Below are 24,643 nucleotides of genomic sequence, written 5' to 3'. Positions count from 1 at the left end.
AACGGGTTCTCTATCCTAAAAATACTTATCTTATCGTGTCTATATGACCGGCTTAGTGACAAAAAAATTCGCTTAAGCACGAGGGTGATGCTCAGCATGCACCGATTTTAATCGCTCATTCGCTACATGCGTATAAATTTGGGTAGTTGATAGGTCGCTGTGGCCAAGCATCATCTGCACCACACGCAAGTCAGCCCCATGATTTAATAAATGCGTTGCAAATGCATGTCGCAAGGTATGGGGTGATAACGGCGACTCAACGGATGCCAAAATAGCATAGTGTTTAATCCGATGCCAAAAAGTTTGTCGTGTCATACCCACCCCTCGCTTTGAGGGAAACACAAAATCGGTAGCATGTTTTATCATTTGTGCGCGCCCGAGCTTTAAAAACTGCTCGAGCCAATACATAGCTTCTTCACCTAAAGGCACTAATCGCTCTTTGTTACCTTTACCTTTTACAAACACCACAGCTTGGCGCAAATTTATTTGCTCCATTCTCAGCCCCACCAGCTCAGTTACCCGCAGGCCTGTTGCATACAGTAACTCCAGCATGGCTTTATCGCGCAGCCCCATTGGCTCTTCAATGTTGGGTGCACTTAATAGCGCTTCTACTTCGGCCTCAGATAGCGTTTTTGGTAACGACTGCCCTGCCTTTGGCTGAGCAATATTGACCATAGGTGAGTCGCTAATTATTTTTTCACGCACAAAGTACTGATAAAAACGTTTTAATGCACTAATACTTCGCGCAGTGCTGCGTGGTTTTAGCCCTAAATCAACGCGGTGTGCTAGGTAACTTTCAACATCTAGACTGGTTACCGTCATTAAGCTTTCGCCTTTTAAAAATTGGCAAAACTTATCTAAGTCACTGCGATAAGCGCTCAGTGTGTTTTCACTCACGCCTTGCTCTAAATAGAGGCTATCTAAAAAGGTTTCTAAAAAGTCGCTATTGCTGCTTAGCTCAGTATTTTGTTCAGGTAAATCGTCAGATAGCGTTGTCACGTTGTGATCTCATGTTGGTAATACCACGGGAGAAGGTATCAATTAAAAATACCTTACGGTAAACTTGAGCCTATCATAACAGGCAATTACACAGTGATAAATACGATGCAGATTGGTTTATTTTTTGGTTCTACTACCTGCTATACCGAAATGGCGGCAGAAAAAATACGCGATATTATTGGCGCCGACATTGTCAGCTTACATAATATTAAAGACGAGCCGCTTAAAAACGCTGAGCAATATGACTTTATCATTTTTGGTATTTCTACGTGGGACTTTGGCGAAATTCAAGAAGATTGGGAATCAAAGTGGGACGACATAAAAGACGTTGACCTAAATGGTAAAACTATAGCCTTATTTGGCATGGGCGATCAGCAAGGGTATGGTCAGTGGTTTCAAGACGCATTAGGCATGCTTCACGACGAAATAAATGCCCAAGCCATTACTCAATTAGGCTTTTGGCCGAACGACAGTAATTACGAATTTGAAGCATCAAAAGCACTTACCGAAGACGGTAAACAGTTTGTAGGTTTAGCATTAGATGAAGACAGTCAGTACGAGCTAAGCGACGAGCGTATTGCCACGTGGGTAGAACAAGTGATGACAGAGTACGCTGAAACCCTATAACTCACTATTGCAAAGAGCGCTGCCATGCAGCGCTTTTTAATTCTTAACTATTCTACTTTTAACCAGTATTGGTTACGGTAAAAAAAGCCCACATAACCGCGCACTTCTAGTTTTTCGCCATTTTGCTGCGGTGTTAAACGCACGCTGTAGGTTTTACCATTATTGGGGTCGAGAATTTCACCGTCTTCCCAACTACCGTCACCCGCATAGGTCACATCTTCAATAATGGTCATCCCCAACATAGGCTGATTCTTTTTATCACCATCACACTCGGTGCAAAGTGCATCTTGCTTGGCTTTATTGAGTATTTTTTCAATTTTACCAGTCAGCACGCCATCTTGCTCAGTAATGCGCACGTACGACTTAGCCTCATTGGTCTCTTCGTTAATAGTTTTCCAAAGCCCAACCGGTGTGGGGTTAGCAAAAACCTCAGAGGTGTTAAATAAGCTGCCCGCTAAAAGGGCTAGTAATAGTATTTTTTTTGTTTTTTTAGTTAATAAATTCATCAGATTACTTTAAACATGAGTCAATAATGGTGCCATACTAACAATCCTTTATAAAACACTCTACGTAAAAATGCTTTAGGCATACAGCGTGGTATTACATATTTAAATAAAACGTCTTGCACAGTGCAATGTAGTCTTGACTGTAAGCATTACTTAACTCCCTTATGCATAGGGTGCTTTTACTTACTTCGCCATCATCAAAACTAAAAGTCATCAAACTGCGGCTAAAGGGCTTATTTGGCATAGCTTGTACTTGGCAAAGGCGATTTAAATACAGCCCTTGCTGCTGTGCTAATGTTATAAATAACTGCGCCTCAGTGGTGGGTAAAATAAGATTAAAACGCGAATGTTGATGACTTAGTTGCCTAAACGCACCAAGCAGTTCTGCAAAGCTTAAACCATCGGTATGGCGAGCGGTATTTCGCGCTGCATTATCACCTTTTAAACTGTGATTAAAATAAGGCGGATTAGCTATAACACAATCAAATAAACCTGCAGCCTCAAACTGCTGAATAGGTTGATGGTAAATACTAATATCCGGCCAAGGACTTTGCTGGCAATTTTGTAAAGCCTGCTGGTAGGCGGTTTCATCAACTTCAACCGCACTCACCTTTAAATGTGGCGCTCGTTGCTTACACATTAGAGCCAGTAACCCTGTGCCTGTTCCTATATCAAGTAACGTATTTGCGTGGCTTAAATCAGCCCATGCGCCCAGTAAAATACCATCGGTAGAGACCTTCATGGCGCACTGGTCGTGCTCAACCTTAAATTGTTTAAATGCAAAACCAGACATTTTTTCACCTTTTCATTCACCAAGCAGGTTTAAGTGCGTATAATTAACGGCAATTGTCCCCTATTTTTGACACTCTATGCAATTTTCTGAATTTGATCTTGATGATAAGCTACTCAATGCTATTAATAAAATGGGATATGAAACCCCCACTAGCATTCAACAACAAGCCATTCCTGAGGCGTTGCAAGGACGCGATATTTTAGCGTCGGCACCAACAGGTACAGGTAAAACGGCGGCATTTTTAATTCCGGCAATTCAATATTTAATGGATTTCCCACGTCGTGATCCGGGCTTTGCACGGGTATTAATTATGACCCCAACGCGCGAGCTTGCTTATCAAATTCATGAACAATGTGAGTTACTTGCAAAACAAACCCAGTTAAAAATTGGGGTGGTTACCGGCGGTATAAACTACGGTACACACAAAGAAATTTTTGAAAATAATAATGACATTTTAATCGCCACACCTGGGCGTTTAATGGAATATTTAGAAACCGAAAACTTCCATGCAGAAAACGTAGAAATGCTCATTCTTGATGAAGCCGACCGCATGCTCGACATGGGTTTTCGTAAAGAAATGCTGCGCATTTGTGATGAAGCTAAGAACCGCCGTCAGTGCTTTTTATTCTCAGCTACTCTTGAAGGTGACAGCGTAGAATTATTTGCAGAGCGTATTTTAAACGACCCCGCGCTACTTGAAGCCGAATCATCACGTAAAGAAAAAGCTAAAATACACCAATGGGTTCATTTAGCCGACGACTACCGCCATAAACTAGAGCTATTAGTTAATACTTTAAATGGCCCTGATGTTAGTAAAGCGATTGTGTTTGTAAAAACCCGTGAGCGTCTTGAAACCCTTATTGGTGAGCTTACTAATAACGGCGTAAAAGCTGCGTGGTTACGTGGTGAAATGCCACAAGATAAACGCATGAAAGCCATGGAAAACTTCCACAGTGGCAAAACCCGTATTTTAGTCGCTACCGATGTAGCGGCCCGCGGTATTGATGTAGCTGATATAAGCCACGTAATTAATTTTGATATGCCTCGCACTGCAGATGTATACGTACACCGTATTGGCCGTACAGGTCGCGCGGGTAAAAAAGGTATTGCAATTTCACTCATTGAAGCGCACGACATTGGCATACTTTACAAAGTAGAACGTTACATAGAGCAAAAGTTAAAACGCCGTGTATTTAAAGGATTAGAACCAAAGCATAAAGAAGCCAAGCCACCGGTTAAAAAGCGTAAAGATCCAGTAAAAATGAAAGCAAAGAAAAAAGCCAAAGCTAAAAAGAAAAAATAGCTTTAGCTTTAACACATTTAATTGAGCCGACGTTTGTCGGCTTTTTTGTGGCTTAAAAACAGTGAGTAAGCTATTCATAGTAATATGTAAAAAATACTTAGCTGAATAACTAATTAATAAAATAGTAAGTTATTTCAAATAGTTAATCTTGGAATGAAACTTGTAATCCTATCGAATATACGAGTATTAAAACGCCGAGTAATGGCGTTGTTTTTTAGTAACACACTAAGGATATAGTTATGAGTCGCATTAAATTTACTATCGGTTTTATTTCGTTTTGTTGTTTATTTTTATTAGTCTCTGCTTTTAAAGTCAGTGCAGCAACGCATTTAGCTGTAGTTAGCAGTGTGGCCACACAACCTAATTTACAACAATCTATTACTCATGAATTGCGCACTAACCCAAATTTAAAGTTAGAAAAACTAAACGTACACGTTAATGACGGTGACGTTGAACTTAAAGGTGAAGCCAATAACGGTTTTGAACGCGCTCTTGCACAAAAGTTTTTAGAAAATATGGATGGGGTTAAAATCATTCATAACAAAATTAGTGTCATTTAATACAACTTTTTCTTAACCAATACACTTAACTTATCCCTCAGCGCTGCTTGTTTCTCCAACACAAGCGGCGCTTTTTTATGGTTTGCACAATATAATTCACTGCAGAGCATATTCCCAAGCCAGTTTAAATACTTAATTAAAAGCCTTTTAGTTTACGCACCAATCGCGACGCTCATTGCAGCTGCTTATACTTTTGAAACCTTTGTTTATAGACACTTATTATAAAGCGCTTACATCAAGCTTGGGCTCTAGTTCGGTTGATTAAATAATCTATTTTGAGATGAGAAACCTTATCGATATAGTTTTATAATTGAGGCGTTTTTAAGGCAGTTAGCGCAAGGCTTTAATTACTTCAGATCATCAATTGGGTCTGTTGTTCTTTCAAGGTTTAATTTGCAGTAGTCTGTTTGGTATTTAGCCAAGGGTTCTGCCCAGGGACATTTACTCTTTGTTGCCTACATGGATGGTGGTAAGGAGCGTGAGCAGGACGCGGAAGCTTTGCTCGGTTTTTACTTATTATTACATGGATGTAAGCCAGTAGAATAACGCAGGAGCAGTTATCGAGCCCACTAGGCAACAAACCTCGCGTCGCGATTAAATAGCTCTTAGTTTGAACTAATTTTAATCCGCAAAGGTCAACAGACCCTTATATTATTTATTATAAAAAGCGCGTTTTAATTTGTAAAAACGCGCTGATAGTCAGTAACTATTTCCCAATGCTTTTACCTTCGGGGTTTTAAATTATTTACTCACCTTGGCTTGCATCAGTATTATTGTCACCCTCTTTATTTGCTGACTGCTGACTTATTTTATCGCTTATCATGGCATCGAGTTTTTCACCGCCTTTAATACCAAAATCCAACGTACGAATAGGAAACGGAATACTAATATCAGCGGCATCGAGTGCTTGCTTAACTGCCACAACTCCTTTGTGACGCACCGTCATAAAATCAGGCTCACCAGGGTATTTGATCCAAAACCACACTAACAAGTTTATACTGCTATCACCAAAGCCTTCGGCATAAACAGCGGTTTCATTTTTGCGGATCACAAAGTCAAATTGGTTAATTTTGTCGACGATGACCTCACTGGCTTTTTCTATGTCGTCAGCGTAAGAAATACCCACCGGCACTTCTATTCGTCTTACCCCTAAGGTGCTGTAATTACGCAGTACATTTCTAAACAGTATTTTATTAGGTACCAGTATCAATTGCCCGTAAAAGCTCTCTATTAGTGTGTTGCGCAAGTTTATTGAATGTACCGAACCAAACACATTATCGGTTTCTATGACATCACCCGCTTTAAACGGTTTACGAATTCCCATGGCTATACCCGCTATCAGGTTTTCGGTCATATCTTGAAAAGCAAAACCAATGGCAAGACCAACAATACCTGCACCCGCAAGCAGTGATGTAACGGTACTTTTTAAGCCCATAAAATCAAGGGCAATAAATACCCCCACACTCAGTACAATAACTTTAAATATTGAGGCCATTAAATCGGCAATTTGCGTAGAGTCGAGCGAGCGACGTAAAACATTTTTCATTCCTTTGCCTGCCAAACGGGCAATAAATGAAAATAGAATGGCAATAATTACTGCAACGATAAAGTTTGGGATATGACTTATAACTACATCAAACCAACCGCCGAGCTTTTCTTCTATCAACTTTTCGGCTTCTGTAATTGAGGGAATTGAGAGCATTTATTTTATACCTTAGTTAGGGTTAGTAATCTAAGGTTTGCAAAAATAACGCCAGTATAAAAAAGCCATGCAATGCATGGCTTATTAAATACTTTAAACGATGTGTTAGTTTTGCTCTTCGCGTAAAAATACCGGTTCAAGTTCTTTGGTGGTTGCCTCTGGGCTAAAGTAATAGCCGGCCACAGTAAACTCTTTGAGTTGGCTTAATTGAGTCACTTGATTTTCAATGATGTAGCGTGCCATCATGCCGCGCGCTTTTTTAGCGTAAAAGCTAATCACTTTATATTGGCCGTTTTTACAGTCTTTAAAGTGTGGTGTAATAATGTGTGCGTTAAGCGTTTTTTTATCTACTGCTTTAAAGTATTCGTTAGAGGCTAGATTTACTAAGTATTGTGCATCTTGTGCCGCTAATACGTCGTTAAGTTTATTAGCAATAACACTGCCCCAAAACTCATATAAGTTTTTACCTCGGCTATTTTCAAGTTTTGTACCCATTTCTAAGCGATAAGCCTGCATTAAATCAAGCGGCTTTAATACTCCGTATAATCCCGAAAGTATACGTAAATGGTCTTGAGCGTAATCAAGCTGCTTAGTAGTGAGGGTATTAGCATCTAACCCCCCGTATACATCGCCGTTAAAGGCAAGCACGGCCTGTTTAGCATTATCGGTAGTGAATGGTTGTGCCCACTCACTAAAACGCGCTGCGTTGAGGCCTGCGAGTTTATCGCTAATTTTCATTAAACTGCCAATTTGCGCAGGAGTTAGTTCACGGCATACTTTCATGAGCGCTTCGCTGTGCTCAAGTAATTCAGGTTGAGTGAACTTATCTGTTGCGGGTGGCGTGTCGTAATCAAGATTCTTTGCTGGTGAAATAACAGTGATCATAGTTAGCTATTGACTTGTAAATTATTTAATGTCAATTTCAACATTAAATGAAACGAAAAGCACGTTTTGTTTAAAATTATCCTACCTAAAACTCAACCGTTACCGTTTTTTTATTGATAAGGACATAAGACCTATCAAGCATTGTCACACTGTTGCAGTATAGCTATATTAAGGTAGTTTAGATTTTCTTTTAACTTGCTTGGAATGAGGAAAAGCAAATGACTAGCGCTCTACAAAGGCTTAAACAACATTCTTCTATCGTGGCCGACACGGGCGATATAGAAGCCATAAAAAAACATCAACCTGAAGATGCGACTACCAATCCATCGCTACTTTTAAAAGCGAGCGAGATTGAAGCTTACAAACCTTATCTAGATAAAGCATGGCAGTATGCAAAAGAAACAGAGCAGCAGCCTGCAAAACAGCTAGAGCTGGCTTGTGATTATTTTGCAGTATTACTTGGTAAAGAAATTAGTGAAATTGTACCGGGTTATATTTCTACCGAAGTTGATGCACGTTTATCATTTGATACCCAAGCAACAATTAATAAAGCACACACGCTATTGAGCCTTTACGAAAAAGAAGGCGTAAGCAAAGACAAAATTTTAATTAAAATAGCGTCAACATGGGAAGGTATTAAAGCGGCTGAGCAATTAGAAAAAGAAGGCACTAAGTGTAACCTTACTTTATTATTCAGCGATGCCCAAGCGCGCGCCTGTGCTGATGCAAACGTATTTTTAATCTCTCCATTTGTTGGCCGTATTTTAGATTGGCACGTGGCAAACGGTATGGAAAAACCAACCGATCCGCTTCAAGATCCGGGTGTGCAATCTGTACGTAGCATTTTTGAGTTTTACAAACGTCACGACTACAAAACCGTAGTTATGGGCGCAAGCTTTCGTAATACCGGTGAAATTATTGCCCTTACAGGATGCGATAAGCTAACAATTAGCCCTAACTTATTAGAAGATTTGGGTAATTTAGAAGACGCACAAGAATACTTACTAGAGAGCGACATTGCTAAAGAGCCAAAACCTGAGCCACTTAGCGAAGCACAGTTCCGTTGGTTACATAACCAAGATGCTATGGCGACTGAAAAACTCGCTGAAGGTATTCGCTCATTTGCTGATGCGCAAGAGCAGTTAGAAGCACGCTTTAAAGCAATGTAACTAACAGCTGTTTTATTAGTTTAAAAACGTCGCTTATTGCGGCGTTTTTTTATACCTGCAATTTTATTTTAAATACTCGCCTTGTCCCCATTTAAGTGCTGTTCTCATTGATCTTCATCAAAATACCACCCGTTAGTAACAGTTTTGTCACATTTATATTCTATTTTGTTAATAGCTGTGGTATAGATACTGCCGAGGTTCAAAAAGTGGTCAATAGGAGATAATCAATGGATAGCCTAAACGAAATAATAGAAATATTAGAAGGTTCTGATACATCGAAAAAAACCTCTCAAAAAAATAAAAAAAGAAAGTGGCGTGAAATAGAAGCAATAAAAGATAAGCAACGTTTGCGCAAAGAACTACAGGAGCTCGACTATTTTGCAGATAGTGTTGCTATTGATGAGTTGGAGTTTTGATCAACAAACCCTAATAGCAACTAAAAAGGCTTTCATAAGTGAAAGCCTTTTTTAATATCTATTACCCTATACTTGCCAATTAATGGGCTGCGCGCCTTGCGCTATTAACAGTTCATTGGTTTTTGAAAAGTGCTGGCAACCAAAAAAACCTCGATGCGCCGAAAGCGGCGAAGGATGCGGCCCTGCCAATACATGATGGCGCTGGCGATCAATACTTTTACCTTTTTTTTGTGCATGTGCGCCCCATAAAATAAACACCACACCTTGGCAGTGCTCATTTATATGAGCAATCACGTTATCGGTAAATTGCTCCCAGCCTAAGTGTTTATGAGAATGCGCTTGTCCTTGCTCTACGGTTAATACAGTATTGAGCAAAAACACACCTTGCTCTGCCCAGCCTTGTAAATAGCCGTGTTCTGGCGTAGTAAAGCCATTAATATCAGTCACTAACTCTTTATAAATGTTTTTAAGCGAAGGCGGAAGCTTTTTAACCTCAGGCAATACTGAAAAACACAAACCATGCGCCTGCCCTTCTCCATGGTAAGGGTCTTGACCTAATATAACCACTTTAATGTCGCTAAGTGGAGTTGCATCAAATGCGCTAAACACCTGTGATTTTGGCGGATATACAGCAGTGCCTTCGGCTCGTTTATTCGCAATATATTCAAGGGTTTGCTGCATATATGTTTGGCTAAGTTCATGGTTTAAAAAAGATGACCAGTTGCTCATAATTGACTCTTAATAAATTCTCTAGATATATCTACTTTGTCACACATCTGCGCTAATCCATCCAACATTCTGGGGGTAAACCGATGTAATAAATCAGCATTGACGCTAATAAACTGCTCATACTTTACCGCAGGAATTTCAGGCCACTGCTGCCAATTAACTGTGGGTATTACCCTTTTTGATTTTTCATCAGGAATAATAATAACTTGTGGCTTAGTAACTATCACGTTTTCGATGCTAATTTGTGGGTAATCTGTGTCGCTGTTTGCAAATACATTGGTTACTTGGCAAGTTTCGATTAACTGATTGATCCATGTATTTTTTGATACAGTCATCATAGGCTCAGGCCACAACTGATAAAACCCAGTAAGCGTGGTTTTATCTTTCTGTGTAACTTTAATTGCGTTGAGTTTGGCTGTAAATGTCTCGGCTACTTGTTTACTTTGCTCAATATGACCCGTTATTTGGCCTAGTTTTAGTATTTCCGAGGCAACCCCTTCAATAGAACGTGGATCACTTAAATATAATTCAATTCCTAAACGCTTTATTTGTGCTAAATCTTCAGCCTGATTACCACTTTTCCACGCAATTACCATGTCAGGTTTTAGCATGAGTAACTTTTCAATAGAAATGCCATTGTAGCCACCAATACGCTCAATTTTAGTCGCCTCTTGCGGGTAATCTGCGTAATCCAGCGTGCCCACTATTAAATCACCAGCACCAATAGCATATAAATTTTCAACTATGTGTGGTGCTAAAGCCACTATACGAAGCGGCTTGTCAGCTAGGGCTTGAGGTACATTAACAGCAAACAATAACAGCCCAAAAACAATACGCTTTAACATTAGTAATCAAAGCCTTTCAATGCTTTTACGCCCGACTCAAACGCATGTTTTACATTACGTACTTCACTTACCGTATCGGCAAGCTCTATTAAAGTGCGATGCGCAGCACGACCAGTAATAATTACCGATTGCATAGGCGGTCTATTATTTACAGCAACAACCACTTCTTCAAGGTCGATATAACCATAGGTCACCATATAGGTGAGTTCATCGAGTAATACCACATCGATACTGCTGTCGCTTAGCATCCGCTTTGACTCTTGCCATGTTGCTTGCGCTGCCGCGGTATCGGCCTCTTTATTTTGCGTATCCCACGTAAACCCGGTGTTCATAACAGCAAATTCAACCCCAGCACCTTGCAGTAAATTACGCTCACCACACTCCCATGTGCCTTTAATAAACTGACATACCGCAGCTTTTTTGCCGTGCCCAACACAGCGTGCAACCACACCAAAGCCAGAAGTCGATTTGCCTTTACCGTTACCAGTAATAACCTGAAAAATGCCTTTTTCTCGTTGCGCTGCGGCTACTCGCGCATCAACCTGTTCTTTTACTTTTTGTTGGCGCTGTTGGTGCTTGTCGTTAGTTGATTCAGTCATTGTTATGTCCTTGATAAATTTTAATAATTTGTTCAATATTTAAATGCGCTTTACACATATCAGCTAGGCGTTCTAATTGGCGTTCACGATGCTCATTTATACTAATCGCACTAATTGCACTTTCTGGTTTCACCCACTTTAACAGCTGCTCTGTGGCTGCAGGGCTATCAAACAAGCCATGTAAATAGGTACCAGCAATGGCATTATCGTCACTCACAAAACCATCGGTTTTAAAGTCATTGGGGTGTTTATTAAAGCGAATGAGTGGCTTGTAGAGCGCCTTTCCTTGACTAATACCTGCATGTATTTCGTAGCCATCACATGCAACCTGTTGCTCATTTAAATTAAGCACTGCGCTCACTCGGCTTAACACTTTTTGCTCACCCAATAGCGTATCAAAATCGCTAAGCGCTAAACCCGTCACTTGCCCCAACGATGACTCCACCTCATTTGGATCACTGATAGTGTTACCCAGCATTTGCATACCACCGCAAATACCCAATACTTTGCCACCATAACGTAGATGGCGCTTAATTTGCTGATCCCAGCCTTCATTTTTTAAAAACGCGAGATCGCTGAGTACATTTTTACTGCCAGGTACAATAATTAAATCAACAGCAGGAATTGCTTGTGTATGGCGCACATAGGTTATATTTATATTCGGGTGTAATCGCAGAGCATCAAAATCGGTATGGTTACTAATATGTGGCACTAACAGTACAGCAATATTTATACTGGCATCGGTCACATTATTATCTATGGCAACAGCATCTTCTGCATCAAGTGCTAAATCGTGCAAGTAAGGTAATACCCCTAATACAGGTTTACCGGTATACTCCTCGAGCCAATCTAGCCCACCTTGTAATAAACTAATATCACCACGAAAACGGTTAATCACAAAGCCTTTTACTCGTGCTTGCTCAGATTCGCTTAATAACGCCAAAGTCCCAACTAAGTGCGCAAATACTCCTCCTTTATCAATATCGGCAATAATAATAACAGGGCAATCCACTTGCTCAGCGTAACCCATATTTGCAATATCGTTTGCGCGTAAATTAATTTCGGCTGGGCTGCCAGCCCCTTCTACCAGTAATAAATCAAAGCGTTTAGCTAAACGCTTATGCGAGGTTAATACTGCATCCATAGCCACTTTTTTGTAGTCATGGTAAGCATCGGCTTCCATATTGCTGATAGCTCTACCATGAATAATAACTTGTGCGCCGGTATCACTATTGGGTTTGAGTAATATAGGGTTAAAGTCGATTTCAGGTTCAACTTTTGCGGCTATGGCTTGTAATGCTTGGGCTCTGCCAATTTCGCCACCATCGTGCGTTACGGCACTATTGAGCGCCATATTTTGTGGTTTAAACGGTGCAACATTAACCCCTTGGTTAGCAAACACTCTGCAAAGTGCTGCCACTAAGGTGCTTTTACCCGCATCGGAGGTGGTACCTTGTACCATTAATGTTTTCATTATTTACCCACCAGCTGGCGCTTACGAAAATACAAGATACTTAAAAAGAATAGACTACCAATGGCCGCCGTGATCACCCCTATTGGCAGCTCTTGGTTAGCGAGTAATGAACGTGCCAGTACATCGACCCACACCATAAATATGCCCCCGACTAATCCGGTCATTACCAATCCAACACTACTGCCTTGAGAGATAAAAAAGCGCACTATGTGCGGCACCATTAAGCCAACAAAGCCAATTCCGCCACACATAGCAACCAACACGGCTGTGATCAATGAGCTTAAAATAAGCATTAAAATTCGAAAGCGATGCACCCGAACACCGAGCGTTGTTGCGCTTTCATCACCTAACAACATGGCATTAAGTTGGCGTCTAAAACCTAACATAATGACTGTACATGTAATGATGACCAAGGCAGGTAATAACAGTGACGGCCATTGCGCCCTAGCAAAACTTCCCAAAGTCCAAAATAAAATAGCCGCGACGGCCTGTGGATCGCTCCAATAAAGTAACAAACTGGTAAAGGCGCTAAATAAAAATGATAAGGCCACCCCAGCCAATAACATCGACTCAACTTGGGCGTTGCGTTGACTGCCAGCAATTAAAATTAATAACCCCATTGCCACTAAACTGCCAATTAAGGCTGCTGCTGATAGCGCAATGCCTGCGCCTATTCCAACAAAAGCCATTAATACTACGACTCCTAATGATGCTCCCGACGAAATACCAAACAAATAAGGGTCAGCCAATGGATTACGAGTAACTGTTTGTAATATCAATCCAGCAATCGCTAAACCGCTGCCGGCCAAAAAAGCCAATAACGTACGTGGCATTCTTAATTCAATAATAATGCGGCTGGTAAATGAGGCCTCGCTTGAAAAAGTTAAGCTATGGTATACATCTGCGAGCGAGGTAGGGGCAGCACCAAAGCTCAATGCCACTAATAAACTAAATACAGCGCATAACAGCGCAATAATTAACGCCACACCATGGTTAGACATAATCGCCATGTTATTGGTATCCATAATAATAGGTAATATGGGGAATAGACTCACCATTGGACGCCGTTTGAGGGTGAGTATTAACTTGCGCGCAAACACCAAAAACCTCATCAAGCATTTGCTCGGTGATCACCTTATTAGGCTTTCCCGCGCTAGCGATTTCTCCGTTTTTAATAACCACTAACTCATCGCACATGGCTGCCGCTAAATTTAAATCATGAAATGAAGCAAACACAGTAATGCCCAAAGATTTAGCCAGCTCCATTAATTGAATTTGATATTTAACATCAAGGTGGCTTGTGGGTTCATCCATAATGAGTAGCTGTGGTTGCTGCACAATCGCTCTGGCAATAAGCGCTCGTTGCTTTTCACCGCCAGATAGTGAGTCAAATGACTGATTGCTATGAGATTCAAGCCCAACACGACTAATAGCCTGCGCTATTTTTTGTTTATCTGCTTGGGTGGTCGAGCTAAATAGCGTTTTATGCGGGGTAAGCCCTAGAGCTACAACATCGAATAACGAGAGATTAAATTGCGACGGTGTTTCTTGTAGCACTACCGCAACTTGCTTGGCATAGTCTTCGCTTTTTAGCTGCCAAATATCGGTATCGTTAAATTTAATGTCGCCTGCTGATGGCTTATTAAATCGATATAAGCACCGCAGTAAACTCGACTTTCCTGCCCCATTAGGGCCAATTAAACCAATAAATTTACCACGCTCAATGCTCACATTAATGTGCTTAAGAATTAATGTATTGTCCACTCGCCAAGAAACGTTGTTAACGGTTAAAAGCGGTAAGTTTAAAGAGGTGTGAGTGTGCAAAAAATTATCCTAGGCAGGGAAACACCCACACTCAGTACTAATACGTACCAAAAAGAAAATGAGTTAACCCGCTCGTTATATGAAGTTTTAAGGCATTTGTATCTGACTTACAGTAAAACTGATCACAGTTACGGGAATAGTTGAGGAGTTCCACCTCATTCCAAATGCTTGGCTATTATGCGCAGATAAGTAAATAATTTAAAGCAAAAAAAAACCGCACTCAACTGAGTGCGGTTAAAAGGGAGTGTTTTAACTAAGGTTTAGTTAAAACTTATATTCCATACCTAAACCTAGGTAATCTTGGTCAACATTGTTGTCCATATCAAAGCTTGAGTAAAAGCCAAATACTTTAAGGTTTTTGTTTAGCTTATGGTCAACACCTACCGATACCGCGCTTTTATCATCGCTGTCATCAAAATCCATTGTTTGGTATTGCACTTTGAAAGTGTTGCTACCCATAAGGTAAGCTGCATTCACTAAGTAACCGTCAGCCTCAGCGCTGCCATCTACTTTTTCTTGTGTTTGGTACATTGCGCCAAGTCTAAAATCTTCAATTTTACCTTGAACTGTTGCACGCACTACATCGTAACCATTTACTTCGCTATCAGCAGCAATGGCAGCATATACTGCGCTCTTTTTAAGGCCTGCATCACCGTAAGTTAACGCCACTGAGTAGCCATTTTTGGCATCTACGTCGTCTTCTGCAATAAATGACGCTAATACTTTAAAACCTTCATATGAGTTTGAAGCATAAGATACTGAGTTACCTAAACGATTTTCACCTTTAAAGGTATTTTTTATATCACCTTCAAGATCGTTGAAAAGATCTAGTTTCCCCTGCGCTTGCTTAAGCGCGGTGTCGTTGCGGCCTATCACAACCTGACCAAATCCGCCTTTAAAGCCCACATATTGATTACGCGCTGAAATATTGTCGTCATCACCTTTAGAATCGGCATCAGACACATCAACCTGAAATTCAAACTTATAAACCGCTTCTAAACCGTCTGAAATTTTTTCAGACCCTTTAAGTCCGAAACGAGATGCATTACTTTTAATTTCAGTAAACGACCCTTCACCATCATCAGATGATTGAACGGTTACATTTGCTTTACCGTAAATGTCTACCTCTGCAAGTGCATTAAAAGATAAACCACTAAGTAGGGCTAAGCATAAGCTCGATTTTGCAAATTTCATGTTATTTCCTCGATAATCACAATAGACTAATTTTTAAAACAGCAGCAGTGTGTCACCACTAAATGACAAAAATATTACAAAGGACACATTTTTGTCTTTTTAAGTTAATAAAACTGCATTAAATCTGAAATCAAAATAACATGTAAAATAAACTGCCTACCGACTACTTACTTTGTTTCAATAAACTCGGTGTCATTTGCGTTAACAAATTAACCAAGGTTTCTATCAACTCTTTCTGTTCGTTATCTCTATGATAGGCAACAAATACATCTCTTGAGGTATTTTCTACCCCTTTTACATGAAAAAGTTCGCCTTTTTCTAAATGATCTTTAACTAATACCTGTGGAATAAACGCACTACCGCCACATTGCAGTATTAAATCAAGCGCTATACGCCCTGTACTGGTTCTAAAATAAGGCGGTGTTTTACCGGTAAACTGACGCGCATGCCAAAGAGAAAACGTGGTTCCCCAATCAACATACACATATTGATTATCAAAAAAGTTATCACTGGTTGCCGTATCGTAACCACTCACCGGAATAATGGGCAGTTCACAAATACGTTCAACCACAAGTTCATCAACTTTAGGAGGATCAAATAAAATAGCTAAATCAAGGGTGCGCTCCAACAATAAGCGAGTGCTTTCTTGTTGCGCTTTCACTTCTGCCACCAGCGATACACCAGGCATCGCCGATACAATATTTGTAATACCAAACTGTAAAAATGCATCCCAAATATTAGGCGTACCTGCTAGACTAATTTGCTTGTGCATATTATCTGCAAGTGCAACATCCACTTTGGCTCTTTGCATGCCGGTAATAATCATTTGCGCATGCGGTAACAAACGCTCACCCGGTGCAGTGAGTTGAATATTATTACGCTGACGAATAAATAAATTTACGCCTAAGCCCTGCTCTAATTGGCGAATTCTAAAACTCACCGCAGACTGCGTTATATATAGGTTTTCTGCCGCTTTACCAAAATGGCGAGTACGCACCACTTCAACAAATGTTTTTAATAAATCTATGTCCAATTTTTTATCCTCACGATAAAAATTTTTTGTTTAAAAAAATAGCGATTATGTCCCATACTCCAGCTAATAATTGGTATGAGGGTACAGCTATGAGCAATGATATTTCACTACTTCGTCAAGCATTCGTAAGTCAACGTCAATTTTATGATGACCAAAACTTTCCACGCGGATTTAGCCGCAGCGGACACTTTACCCTGTTAGAGGCAAGTATTTTAGAACAGCACGGTGTTGTTTTAAAAAGCCTGTATAACAAAACAGTTGAGCCACAAAACGAACATCAGCAACAATTTGTAAATGCTGTCAGTGGCATAATAGAGCCAAGTAACCCAATTGAGCGAGCATGGGTTAAATATTTAAAGTTAACAACCTGCAAAACAAAATTCCATACATTATTTGGACGCTCAAAAATTTCAGGGCCAACACCAATAAGCCAAGATTATTATTCTGAGGCAGACAATCTATAAGTCACTACAATAGTTGCTTTTTGGCGTTTTAGCAGTTACAACTTGTATAAGCAAACACTTTTGCAAAATTTAAACAAGGCTGTTAAGTGACGCACAGAATACTTATTGTTGAAGACACTCCTACTATTGCGCGAGTGCAAAAGCATATCGCGCAAAAAGTCGGCTACGAGGTTGATATTGCTCAATCCTTGGCTGAGACTAAAGAGCTTATAAGTAAGCACCATTATTTTTGCGCAGTGGTCGACTTTATATTACCTGACGCGCCACAAGGTGAAGCGGTTCCATGCACCATTGCAGCAGATATTCCTACCATAGTGATGACAGGCAATATCGATAAGCATACCCGTGACACCGTTGAAAAATACCCCATTATTGATTACATCATCAAAGGCAATAAACAAGCCTACGAGTATTTAGAAAAGCAGCTTTACCGCCTACCCCGTAATAAGCATGTAAAAGTATTGGTTGTTGATGACTCTGCGTCAACACGCCAATACATATGTAGTTTATTAACACGTCACAAATATCAAATATTACAAGCAGCCGATGGTCTAGAGGCGCTTAAAGAGCTTGAAAGCACCCCCGATATTTCTGTGATTATTACCGACAAAGAAATGCCTAATATGGGCGGTATTGAGCTGTGTAATGAAATTAGACGCATTTATAGTAATAACGAAAAAGCCATAATTGGTATTTCAGGCGCTACTTCGTCTAATTTATCTGCCTTATTTTTAAAAAATGGAGCAAATGACTATTTATACAAACCATTTAACAGTGAAGAATTTTACTGCCGGTTAAGCCAAAACGTCGATATGCTAGAGCATATCGAAACTATAAAACGACAAGCCAATACAGATTACTTAACTAAACTCCCTAATCGTCGTTACTTTTTTGAAGAGGCTAACAAGTCATTAAAGCAGTTTAAAAAAGCAAAAGCACCAGCCATGTTAGCTATGCTTGATATTGACCATTTTAAAGCTATTAATGATACCTATGGCCATGATGCCGGAGATGAAGTGCTTAAAGGGCTGGCGGTATGCTTTAATAAATATTTTGAAAACCAATTGGTTGCCCGTTTAGGCGGAGAAGAATTTGCGGTATTTTTTACTGAACTGACCGAGCAAGAAGCACTAAAACGACTAGAAAGTTTTCGATTATTTATTGAGCTTAATAGCCATGAGTTTAGCCAAGCACAAATCAAGTTTACGCTGTCGATAGGCTTCAGCCACAGTGAAACCTATCAAATTGACGAACTATTAAAACAAGCCGACTTAAAGCTCTACAAAGCCAAAGAGTCGGGGCGTAATAAAGTGGTTTAGTTTAACTAAACCACACCTGAGACGACAATGGCTGCTTTTCTGCGTTTACGCGACTGATGGTATGAATCCCAACTAAAAATAGCCAGTGCACTCCAAATACACGCAAAGGTAATTACACGCTCAGCATCAAACACTTCACCATAAAACACCACTGCTAAAATAAACATTAAGCTAGGCCCTATGTACTGAAAAAACCCAAGCGTAGTGTATTGCAATCGCTTAGCCGCGCCAGTAAAACACAGCAATGGTAGCGTAGTCACTATACCTGCACTTACTAATAGCGCATTAGTTAGCCAATCATTCGCTGGTAAATTAGACGTTTCAGTCGGCACCATTAACCACCAATAGGTCAGTGCCACCGGTAATAATATTAATGCCTCAATTAAAATCCCAGGCAGAGCATCAACCTGTAGTTTTTTACGTAATAGGCCATATAACGCAAAAGAAGTCGCTAACGAAAATGCCACAACCGGAAATGAACCAAAACTAATTAACTGTAATAAAACACCTGTAAAAGCCAAGGCAACAGCAGCTCCTTGCAACTTACGTAACCGCTCGTTTAAAAACACCATACCAAGTAATACATTTAACAAAGGATTGATATAGTAGCCTAAGCTGGCATCTAGCATGTGGTTGTTATTAATAGCCCATATAAACAACCCCCAGTTAAACCCCAATAAGGTCGAGGTAACAACTAGCATCAGAATTAATTTAGGTTGGATTAAAATGCGTTTAATTTTATCCCAGTAGTTGAGCACACTTACCACCAAAATAAGAAACACCACTGACCAAATAACACGATGCATTAAAATTTCAAATGCTGATACATGTTGGATCATCTTAAAATAAATGGGTGCTAGGCCCCACATAAAAAAGGCGAGGCAGGCAAAAATGGCGCCCTTTCGCTGCTCGGTATCAATCGACATAGTAACCACTTGATGATTTAAAAGGCCGTAAGTTTAACCCCCTCTCACTTTTTAGCCAACTAAATACGTGCCCGTTCCAAACGCTATTTGTACCGACTGCTCGTTATGTAACTCCATCCGGCACACGCACACTTTATTTCCTGAGCGAATGAGTGTGGCGCTGGCAATAAATACCTCCCCTTTACCTGGGCGTAAATAATCAGTACGTAAATCTATGGTGCCCAGCGTTGCTAACTTTTTATGCACACTGGGTAAGTCGGCATCGTCTAGTTTTCCTATTACACTTGCTGCAGCAAGCATTCCGCCTACATTGTCGAGCACCGCAGAAATCACTCCACCGTGAAGAATCTTTTGCGCCGGATTACCAATTAATACGTCTTGCCAAGGAAATGATATTTTAGCTTGTTCAGTACTAAGTAACTCTACTGCTATTTTTAAAAACTGGTTAAAGGGCATGTTATTAACAAACAGCGCCCCTACTTGATCGATCAACATTTCTTTATTCATTATTATTCTCTATGTTTTCAGTGGTACGATGAGTAAAGCACAGCTTGAGGCTATTGTAACCCCCTGCAGATTTTAGTTTATCACTACAGATGTGTGTACCAAGTAATGAAAGCTAAAGACATCCTGATAAAAAACCACTAAAATAGCGCCGATGAATACACTAACTCCTTCTCCTAATACGCTTGTGCGTAAACCCGAAACTGTACTCAAACAAGTGTTTGGTTACAGTGAATTTCGCGACGGTCAAAGTGCAGTAATTGATGCCGCTATTAATGGCCAAGATTCATTAGTATTACTGCCCACCGGTGGTGGTAAATCGGTGTGTTACCAAATACCCGCGTTGGTATTAGAGGGAGTCACCATTGTTATTTCTCCGCTGATCTCTTTAATGCAAGATCAAGTCACCCAGTTACAAGCACTGGGAGTTAAGGCCGCTTATGTCAATAACAGCCTAGCTCGCGAAGAACAACAATTAGTGTATCAGCAATTGCATCAAGGGCTGATAAAGCTACTTTATGTAGCTCCTGAAAAAGTGCTACAACGCGACTTTTTAGAGCGGCTCTCTCATTTGAATGTGAGCTTGTTTGCTATTGATGAAGCACACTGTGTTTCTCATTGGGGTCACGATTTTAGACCGCATTATTTTCGTTTAAATGAGCTTAAACAACGCTTTGCACATGTGCCTATGATGGCACTCACTGCCACTGCCGATAAAGCGACTCGCTTTGATATTGTTGAGCAACTCAAGCTACAACAGCCCTACATTCATACCGGCAGTTTTGATCGCCCTAATATTCGTTACACCATAGAAGAAAAATTTAAACCTATGGTGCAATTACTGCGTTATTTAAAAGAGCAAAAAAATCAAAGTGGTATTATTTATTGCACCAGTCGTAAACGTGTTGATGATATAGCTGAAAAGCTTGCTGATGCAGGCCTTAATGCTGCCGCTTACCATGCGGGAATGAGTAACGAGCAACGTCAGTTTGTGCAAACCGGATTTGCCCGTGACGATATTCAAATTGTGGTTGCCACCGTTGCCTTTGGTATGGGAATTAACAAGCCTAATGTACGCTTTGTTCTGCATTACGACATTCCAAAAAGTATTGAAGCTTATTACCAAGAAACAGGCCGTGCTGGACGAGATGGACTGGCTGCAGAGGCCATCATGTATTTTGACCCTGCCGATATAGGCCGAGTTAGACGCTTTTTTGAAGATATTGACGATGAACAACGCCGCCGCGTAGAAGAGCAGCGCTTTAATGCCATGGCCAGCTTTGCCGAAGCACAAACGTGTCGTCGTCAAATATTATTGAACTACTTTAGTGAGTACCAACGCGAGCCCTGTGGGAACTGTGACATTTGCTTAAATCCACCTAAAAGTTTTGATGGCACATTAGTCGCACAGCAAGCGCTTTCGTGTGTGTATCGCGCGCAACAACGATTTGGATTGGGTTACATTGTAGAGTTATTACGCGGCGCGAATACTAGCCGCATTCGTGATAACAATCACCATGAACTTAGTACCTATGGCATAGGTAAAGATAAAAGCAGTGAATTTTGGCTTAGTATTTTACGCCAACTTATTCATCAAGGGCTATTAAGCCAAGATATAACCCAAGGCGCTTCATTGCGTTTAACTGAAGCTGCACGCGCTATTTTAAAAGGTGAATATGCGCTGCAATTGGCCGAGCCTCGCTTACAAGCTAAACACGTTTATCAGGATAAGTTAGCGCAGTTTAATTACGATAAAAAACTATTCGCTCGCCTGCGTGCATTGCGTAAAGAGTTAGCCGATGCCGATGATGTGCCGCCTTATGTAGTATTTAACGATAAAACGCTAGCCGAAATGGCGCAGCTTATGCCCACTAACGACAGTGAATTTTTAAAAGTGTCGGGGGTTGGTTTTACTAAATTAAACAAGTATGGCGGTGAGTTTTTAACCGCAATTCGACATTACCTAGCAACGCAATAAGCCCCTTATGACCGAACTTGAATACGATCACACACATCAATGTATTATTATTAAACCGACAGAGCTGCCGCACGATGAAGACTTTGAATTGTGGGGAACGTTATTTTTGCACAGCGATGAAATTAGCATTAATGAGTATGCCGCTGGGGCAGATCGTCATCAACTGCGTTTTAACTATGCTAACCACACATTTAATTTAAATTTTGAGCATTACAGCCAAAGTGTGTGGATTAATGGTGAAGGACAAGATGCCGACAACCTATTGGCAGCGTTAACATTTTATTTAACTTAAATGCATAGCTAATACCTTATAATCGCTATAAAAATAAAACTAAATCTGTCTTTTACTTACATATCAATAACAATGATGTAAGCTAAGAGTAAGTGTTTTATTTTGCAAAATAGCGCTAAAGAGGGTCAATGTTAAATAGAAAATGGATTGCACGTAGTTGTTTTAGCCTTTCTATTTCGAGTATGTTTATGCTCAGCGTTTGCGCGCACGAAGCGCCACTAGCCCAAAGCTGCCCTAGTGACGACTCATCACAAACTCATGAAAGTAATTTGCGTCGTCAAATTACATCTCAAACTCCAACACTCACAGCACAAAGTAACACTAAAATTGCCTCCATCACTTTGCAACAGCTTAATGTATTTAATACTGAACTAGAGGCTGAGAACAATGCATTATTTCGTTTTGCCAATCGGGCGCACATACAAACCGAGCCTGAGGTAATTAAGAGTATTTTACTGTTTAAGTCAGGCGATACCTTTAATCCAAAAGCGCTGGCCGAATCTGAGCGGTTACTGAGAAAACAAAGTTATTTATATGATGCACAAATTATTGCTGACGAAAATTGTGATGGAAATATTGATGTAACAGTAATTACTCGAGACTTATGGACTTTACTGCCCGAACTTAGTTTTAGCCGAAGTGGTGGTGAAAATAAATCAAGTATTGGTTTTCGCGAATCTAACTTATTTGGTTGGGGCAAACGGTTATCGTTTGCACGTAAAACAGACAGTGACCGAAATGGTTATTTATTTGTTTACGATGATCCTAATATCTTATCAACTCGCTACCGAGGGCGTTTAGAGTATGCCGACAACAGCGACGGCAAAAGTCATTTAGTTGAACTAACCTACCCGTTTTATGCCATAGATACGCCCTATAGTTATGGCGCCCTGAGTTACTCAACCCAACGAGAAGAAGCCTTATACATCAGAGGTGAAAAGTTTAGTGAGTTTGAACAAAAAACCGACCTAAACCAGGTATTTTTTGGCCATTCTAAAGCCCTTAGTCATAACTGGACCCAGCGCTTGAGCCTTGGTTATATTGATGAGCAACACACTTTCAAAGCGATTGATTCTACCACTACAGCAGTGGCTGAAAACAGAAGCTTAAGTTACCCCTACATCAGCGGCCATTGGTTTGAAGATAACTTTATAAAAGTACGTAACTTTGACAGTATTTATCGTACTGAGGATTTAAATTTAGGTTGGAATATCAAAGCCACCCTGGGCTACTCCGATGAATCAATGAGTAACGACGATAGCCGCGCTGTGTACTCGTTTAATTTTAACAAAGCCCATTTTAGCACTAACCATACCCTTTGGCGTTTTCATGCAGATATTCAAGGCTATTGGAATAACGAGAAAAAACAGCTCGAAAACTTGCTCACTACTAGCCAAATTCAATATTATTTAAATACCAGTATTGATCAATCTTGGTATGTAAAAGCAAGGCTGCAATACGCAAAAAACCTCACTAATGATAAACAGCTCACCCTAGGGGGCGAAACTGGACTTCGTGGCTATCCTATGGAATTTCAACATGGGGATCGGAGTTTTTTAGTCAGTTTAGAAAAGCGCTATTACTGGGAATATGACTTACTACAGCTGTTTAAAGTGGGAGGGGCGGCCTTTTTAGATATCGGTCGAGCTTGGTATAACAACGACTCGAACACTCAGTATCAAGTTGAGAACACCCCAGTGCTAAAAAATGTGGGCTTAGGTTTGCGCCTTGCGCCAAGTCGTGCCAATGCAGGTACCATGATCCACCTTGATATAGCCGCGCCGCTAAATAAATATGATGATGTTGACTCGGTACAATGGCTGCTCAGCGTCAAAAATTCTTTTTAAAATCACTACTGCGCGCCTACGTTAAACGTTACACTTTGCGCCTATCATTATTGTGAGAATACATTTTGGAATTAATCACCCTTTTAGAGCTTTTGGGCACACAATATAAACTTATCGTGACCGTGATTGCCCTTTTGAGCTTTCCGCTACTATTAAAAGTAACTAAAAAATTACTCGAAAAAGCTATCAGAGGTAAAATCGATTTACACCGAAAGTACCGTGCAGAGCTACTACTAAAAATAATACTCGCCTTTGTGATGCTGTGTTTAGTATTAGTTTTTTGGGGAATAGAACTGCGTGGTTTACTGGTATTAGGCTCTTCTTTATTTGCCATGCTAGGCGTTGCATTATTTGCGGCGTGGTCATTGCTGAGTAACTTAACCGCGTTTTTACTGATGTTTATTCAAAATGACTGCCGTGTAGGCTATTGGGTAAGAATTGTGGATGGAGCCAACGCCATTGAAGGGCGTATTATTGAAATGGGGCTGATGAATGTCTTACTCGAACACGTTGATGGCCACAGAGTGATTTACCCTAATAACTTATTTGTTACCCGCCCGGTGTTAGTGCTTAATACGGAGCCTAAACCAACAAAAGCGCCTAAAATTAAACGCATTATTGGCCCTAAACCGCGTAGCTAAACAACACCTATTAA

At 40.4% G+C, this 24,643-nt stretch carries 26 protein-coding genes and 1 riboswitch; of the genes, 11 read left to right on the top strand and 15 right to left on the bottom strand.

Annotation, left to right across the window (positions count from 1 at the left end):
• Nucleotides 1-72 precede the first annotated feature (72 nt).
• Complete coding sequence (gene xerD, locus ND6B_RS17820; protein ID WP_008467794.1) at nucleotides 73-999, bottom strand: site-specific tyrosine recombinase XerD; 927 nt, start codon at nucleotides 997-999, stop codon at nucleotides 73-75.
• 105 nt (nucleotides 1,000-1,104) lie between these two features.
• On the opposite strand from xerD, the gene fldB reads away from it, so the two are divergent.
• Nucleotides 1,105-1,626 (top strand): flavodoxin FldB, encoded by a 522-nt coding sequence (gene fldB, locus ND6B_RS17825; protein WP_008467792.1) that lies wholly within the window; start codon nucleotides 1,105-1,107, stop codon nucleotides 1,624-1,626.
• Between the two features lie 47 nt (nucleotides 1,627-1,673).
• Here fldB and ND6B_RS17830 read toward each other — a convergent pair whose 3' ends face one another.
• Both ND6B_RS17830 and ND6B_RS17835 read right to left on the bottom strand, forming a co-directional pair.
• A complete protein-coding gene (locus tag ND6B_RS17830; protein WP_016900533.1) occupies nucleotides 1,674-2,132 on the bottom strand; it encodes a DUF2147 domain-containing protein in 459 nt (152 codons plus the stop codon).
• A gap of 94 nt (nucleotides 2,133-2,226) precedes the next feature.
• Complete coding sequence (locus ND6B_RS17835) at nucleotides 2,227-2,925, bottom strand: tRNA1(Val) (adenine(37)-N6)-methyltransferase (protein ID WP_033102561.1); 699 nt, start codon at nucleotides 2,923-2,925, stop codon at nucleotides 2,227-2,229.
• A gap of 76 nt (nucleotides 2,926-3,001) precedes the next feature.
• Here ND6B_RS17835 and srmB point away from each other — a divergent pair, with 76 nt between their 5' ends.
• Nucleotides 3,002-4,228 carry an ATP-dependent RNA helicase SrmB gene (srmB, locus tag ND6B_RS17840; RefSeq protein ID WP_013465810.1) on the top strand — a complete coding sequence of 409 codons (1,227 nt, stop codon included), beginning with the start codon at nucleotides 3,002-3,004 and terminating at the stop codon, nucleotides 4,226-4,228.
• A gap of 239 nt (nucleotides 4,229-4,467) precedes the next feature.
• Nucleotides 4,468-4,788: a BON domain-containing protein gene (locus tag ND6B_RS17845; protein ID WP_008110653.1), complete on the top strand. Its 321-nt coding sequence runs from the start codon at nucleotides 4,468-4,470 to the stop codon at nucleotides 4,786-4,788.
• 745 nt (nucleotides 4,789-5,533) lie between these two features.
• Here ND6B_RS17845 and ND6B_RS17850 read toward each other — a convergent pair.
• Together ND6B_RS17850 and yaaA are read right to left on the bottom strand one after the other, a co-directional pair.
• Nucleotides 5,534-6,490, bottom strand: a complete 957-nt coding sequence (locus ND6B_RS17850; protein ID WP_033102560.1) for a mechanosensitive ion channel family protein — start codon at nucleotides 6,488-6,490, stop codon at nucleotides 5,534-5,536.
• A 105-nt stretch (nucleotides 6,491-6,595) separates the two neighbouring features.
• Nucleotides 6,596-7,375, bottom strand: a complete 780-nt coding sequence (yaaA, locus tag ND6B_RS17855; RefSeq protein ID WP_028835667.1) for a peroxide stress protein YaaA — start codon at nucleotides 7,373-7,375, stop codon at nucleotides 6,596-6,598.
• Nucleotides 7,376-7,593: 218 nt separating this feature from the next.
• On the opposite strand from yaaA, the gene tal reads away from it, so the two are divergent.
• Complete coding sequence (gene tal, locus ND6B_RS17860) at nucleotides 7,594-8,544, top strand: transaldolase (RefSeq protein ID WP_033102559.1); 951 nt, start codon at nucleotides 7,594-7,596, stop codon at nucleotides 8,542-8,544.
• Between the two features lie 227 nt (nucleotides 8,545-8,771).
• Nucleotides 8,772-8,960, top strand: a complete 189-nt coding sequence (locus tag ND6B_RS17865) for a DUF3545 family protein (RefSeq protein WP_008467780.1) — start codon at nucleotides 8,772-8,774, stop codon at nucleotides 8,958-8,960.
• A gap of 66 nt (nucleotides 8,961-9,026) precedes the next feature.
• Here ND6B_RS17865 and ung read toward each other — a convergent pair whose 3' ends face one another.
• From ung to ND6B_RS17905, 8 genes are all read right to left on the bottom strand, one after another.
• Nucleotides 9,027-9,689 carry a uracil-DNA glycosylase gene (ung, locus tag ND6B_RS17870; protein WP_033102558.1) on the bottom strand — a complete coding sequence of 221 codons (663 nt, stop codon included), beginning with the start codon at nucleotides 9,687-9,689 and terminating at the stop codon, nucleotides 9,027-9,029.
• Nucleotides 9,686-10,534: a cobalamin-binding protein gene (locus ND6B_RS17875; RefSeq protein ID WP_033102557.1), complete on the bottom strand. Its 849-nt coding sequence runs from the start codon at nucleotides 10,532-10,534 to the stop codon at nucleotides 9,686-9,688. Before ND6B_RS17875 ends, ung begins: the two co-directional genes overlap by 4 nt.
• Nucleotides 10,534-11,133 carry a cob(I)yrinic acid a,c-diamide adenosyltransferase gene (cobO, locus tag ND6B_RS17880; protein ID WP_028835663.1) on the bottom strand — a complete coding sequence of 200 codons (600 nt, stop codon included), beginning with the start codon at nucleotides 11,131-11,133 and terminating at the stop codon, nucleotides 10,534-10,536. Before cobO ends, ND6B_RS17875 begins: the two co-directional genes overlap by 1 nt.
• Complete coding sequence (locus tag ND6B_RS17885; protein ID WP_033102556.1) at nucleotides 11,126-12,607, bottom strand: cobyric acid synthase; 1,482 nt, start codon at nucleotides 12,605-12,607, stop codon at nucleotides 11,126-11,128. Before ND6B_RS17885 ends, cobO begins: the two co-directional genes overlap by 8 nt.
• Complete coding sequence (locus tag ND6B_RS17890) at nucleotides 12,607-13,617, bottom strand: FecCD family ABC transporter permease (protein ID WP_033102578.1); 1,011 nt, start codon at nucleotides 13,615-13,617, stop codon at nucleotides 12,607-12,609. The genes ND6B_RS17885 and ND6B_RS17890 overlap by 1 nt, the downstream gene beginning before the upstream one ends.
• Nucleotide 13,618: 1 nt before the next feature.
• Complete coding sequence (locus tag ND6B_RS17895) at nucleotides 13,619-14,431, bottom strand: ABC transporter ATP-binding protein (protein ID WP_033102555.1); 813 nt, start codon at nucleotides 14,429-14,431, stop codon at nucleotides 13,619-13,621.
• A gap of 76 nt (nucleotides 14,432-14,507) precedes the next feature.
• Nucleotides 14,508-14,645: riboswitch (cobalamin riboswitch) on the bottom strand.
• Nucleotides 14,646-14,695: 50 nt separating this feature from the next.
• Nucleotides 14,696-15,625 (bottom strand): porin, encoded by a 930-nt coding sequence (locus tag ND6B_RS17900; protein WP_033102554.1) that lies wholly within the window; start codon nucleotides 15,623-15,625, stop codon nucleotides 14,696-14,698.
• Nucleotides 15,626-15,788: 163 nt separating this feature from the next.
• On the bottom strand, nucleotides 15,789-16,658 hold the full coding sequence (locus ND6B_RS17905; RefSeq protein WP_016900557.1) for a LysR family transcriptional regulator: 870 nt from the start codon (nucleotides 16,656-16,658) through the stop codon (nucleotides 15,789-15,791).
• A gap of 89 nt (nucleotides 16,659-16,747) precedes the next feature.
• Here ND6B_RS17905 and ND6B_RS17910 point away from each other — a divergent pair, with 89 nt between their 5' ends.
• Nucleotides 16,748-17,122 (top strand): DUF413 domain-containing protein, encoded by a 375-nt coding sequence (locus tag ND6B_RS17910; protein WP_008110628.1) that lies wholly within the window; start codon nucleotides 16,748-16,750, stop codon nucleotides 17,120-17,122.
• 86 nt (nucleotides 17,123-17,208) lie between these two features.
• Nucleotides 17,209-18,441: a response regulator gene (locus tag ND6B_RS17915; protein WP_028835658.1), complete on the top strand. Its 1,233-nt coding sequence runs from the start codon at nucleotides 17,209-17,211 to the stop codon at nucleotides 18,439-18,441.
• 5 nt (nucleotides 18,442-18,446) lie between these two features.
• On the opposite strand, the gene rarD is transcribed toward ND6B_RS17915, so the two are convergent.
• Entirely contained in the window at nucleotides 18,447-19,367 is a 921-nt protein-coding gene (gene rarD, locus ND6B_RS17920) for an EamA family transporter RarD (RefSeq protein ID WP_033102553.1), read from the bottom strand.
• Between the two features lie 51 nt (nucleotides 19,368-19,418).
• The gene (locus tag ND6B_RS17925) at nucleotides 19,419-19,874 is read right to left on the bottom strand and encodes a thioesterase family protein (protein WP_033102552.1); all 456 of its coding nucleotides are present in this window, start codon (nucleotides 19,872-19,874) and stop codon (nucleotides 19,419-19,421) included.
• Between the two features lie 151 nt (nucleotides 19,875-20,025).
• Here ND6B_RS17925 and recQ point away from each other — a divergent pair, with 151 nt between their 5' ends.
• The 4 genes from recQ to ND6B_RS17945 all read left to right on the top strand — a co-directional run bounded on the left by recQ (nucleotide 20,026) and on the right by ND6B_RS17945 (nucleotide 24,629).
• Nucleotides 20,026-21,849 (top strand): DNA helicase RecQ, encoded by a 1,824-nt coding sequence (recQ, locus tag ND6B_RS17930; protein WP_028835655.1) that lies wholly within the window; start codon nucleotides 20,026-20,028, stop codon nucleotides 21,847-21,849.
• A 7-nt stretch (nucleotides 21,850-21,856) separates the two neighbouring features.
• Nucleotides 21,857-22,141 carry a DUF3630 family protein gene (locus ND6B_RS17935; protein WP_008110618.1) on the top strand — a complete coding sequence of 95 codons (285 nt, stop codon included), beginning with the start codon at nucleotides 21,857-21,859 and terminating at the stop codon, nucleotides 22,139-22,141.
• A 128-nt stretch (nucleotides 22,142-22,269) separates the two neighbouring features.
• A complete protein-coding gene (locus ND6B_RS17940; RefSeq protein WP_033102551.1) occupies nucleotides 22,270-23,988 on the top strand; it encodes an outer membrane protein assembly factor in 1,719 nt (572 codons plus the stop codon).
• Nucleotides 23,989-24,053: 65 nt separating this feature from the next.
• Nucleotides 24,054-24,629, top strand: a complete 576-nt coding sequence (locus ND6B_RS17945; RefSeq protein ID WP_013465831.1) for a mechanosensitive ion channel domain-containing protein — start codon at nucleotides 24,054-24,056, stop codon at nucleotides 24,627-24,629.
• The last annotated feature ends 14 nt before the right edge of the window (nucleotides 24,630-24,643 follow it).

The organism is Pseudoalteromonas sp. ND6B, from assembly GCF_000764215.1.
GTDB classification, from domain to species: Bacteria; Pseudomonadota; Gammaproteobacteria; order Enterobacterales; family Alteromonadaceae; genus Pseudoalteromonas; species Pseudoalteromonas tetraodonis.
Note: the sequence above shows the minus strand (reverse complement) of the source record. Positions and strands in the feature narration are given on the sequence as shown.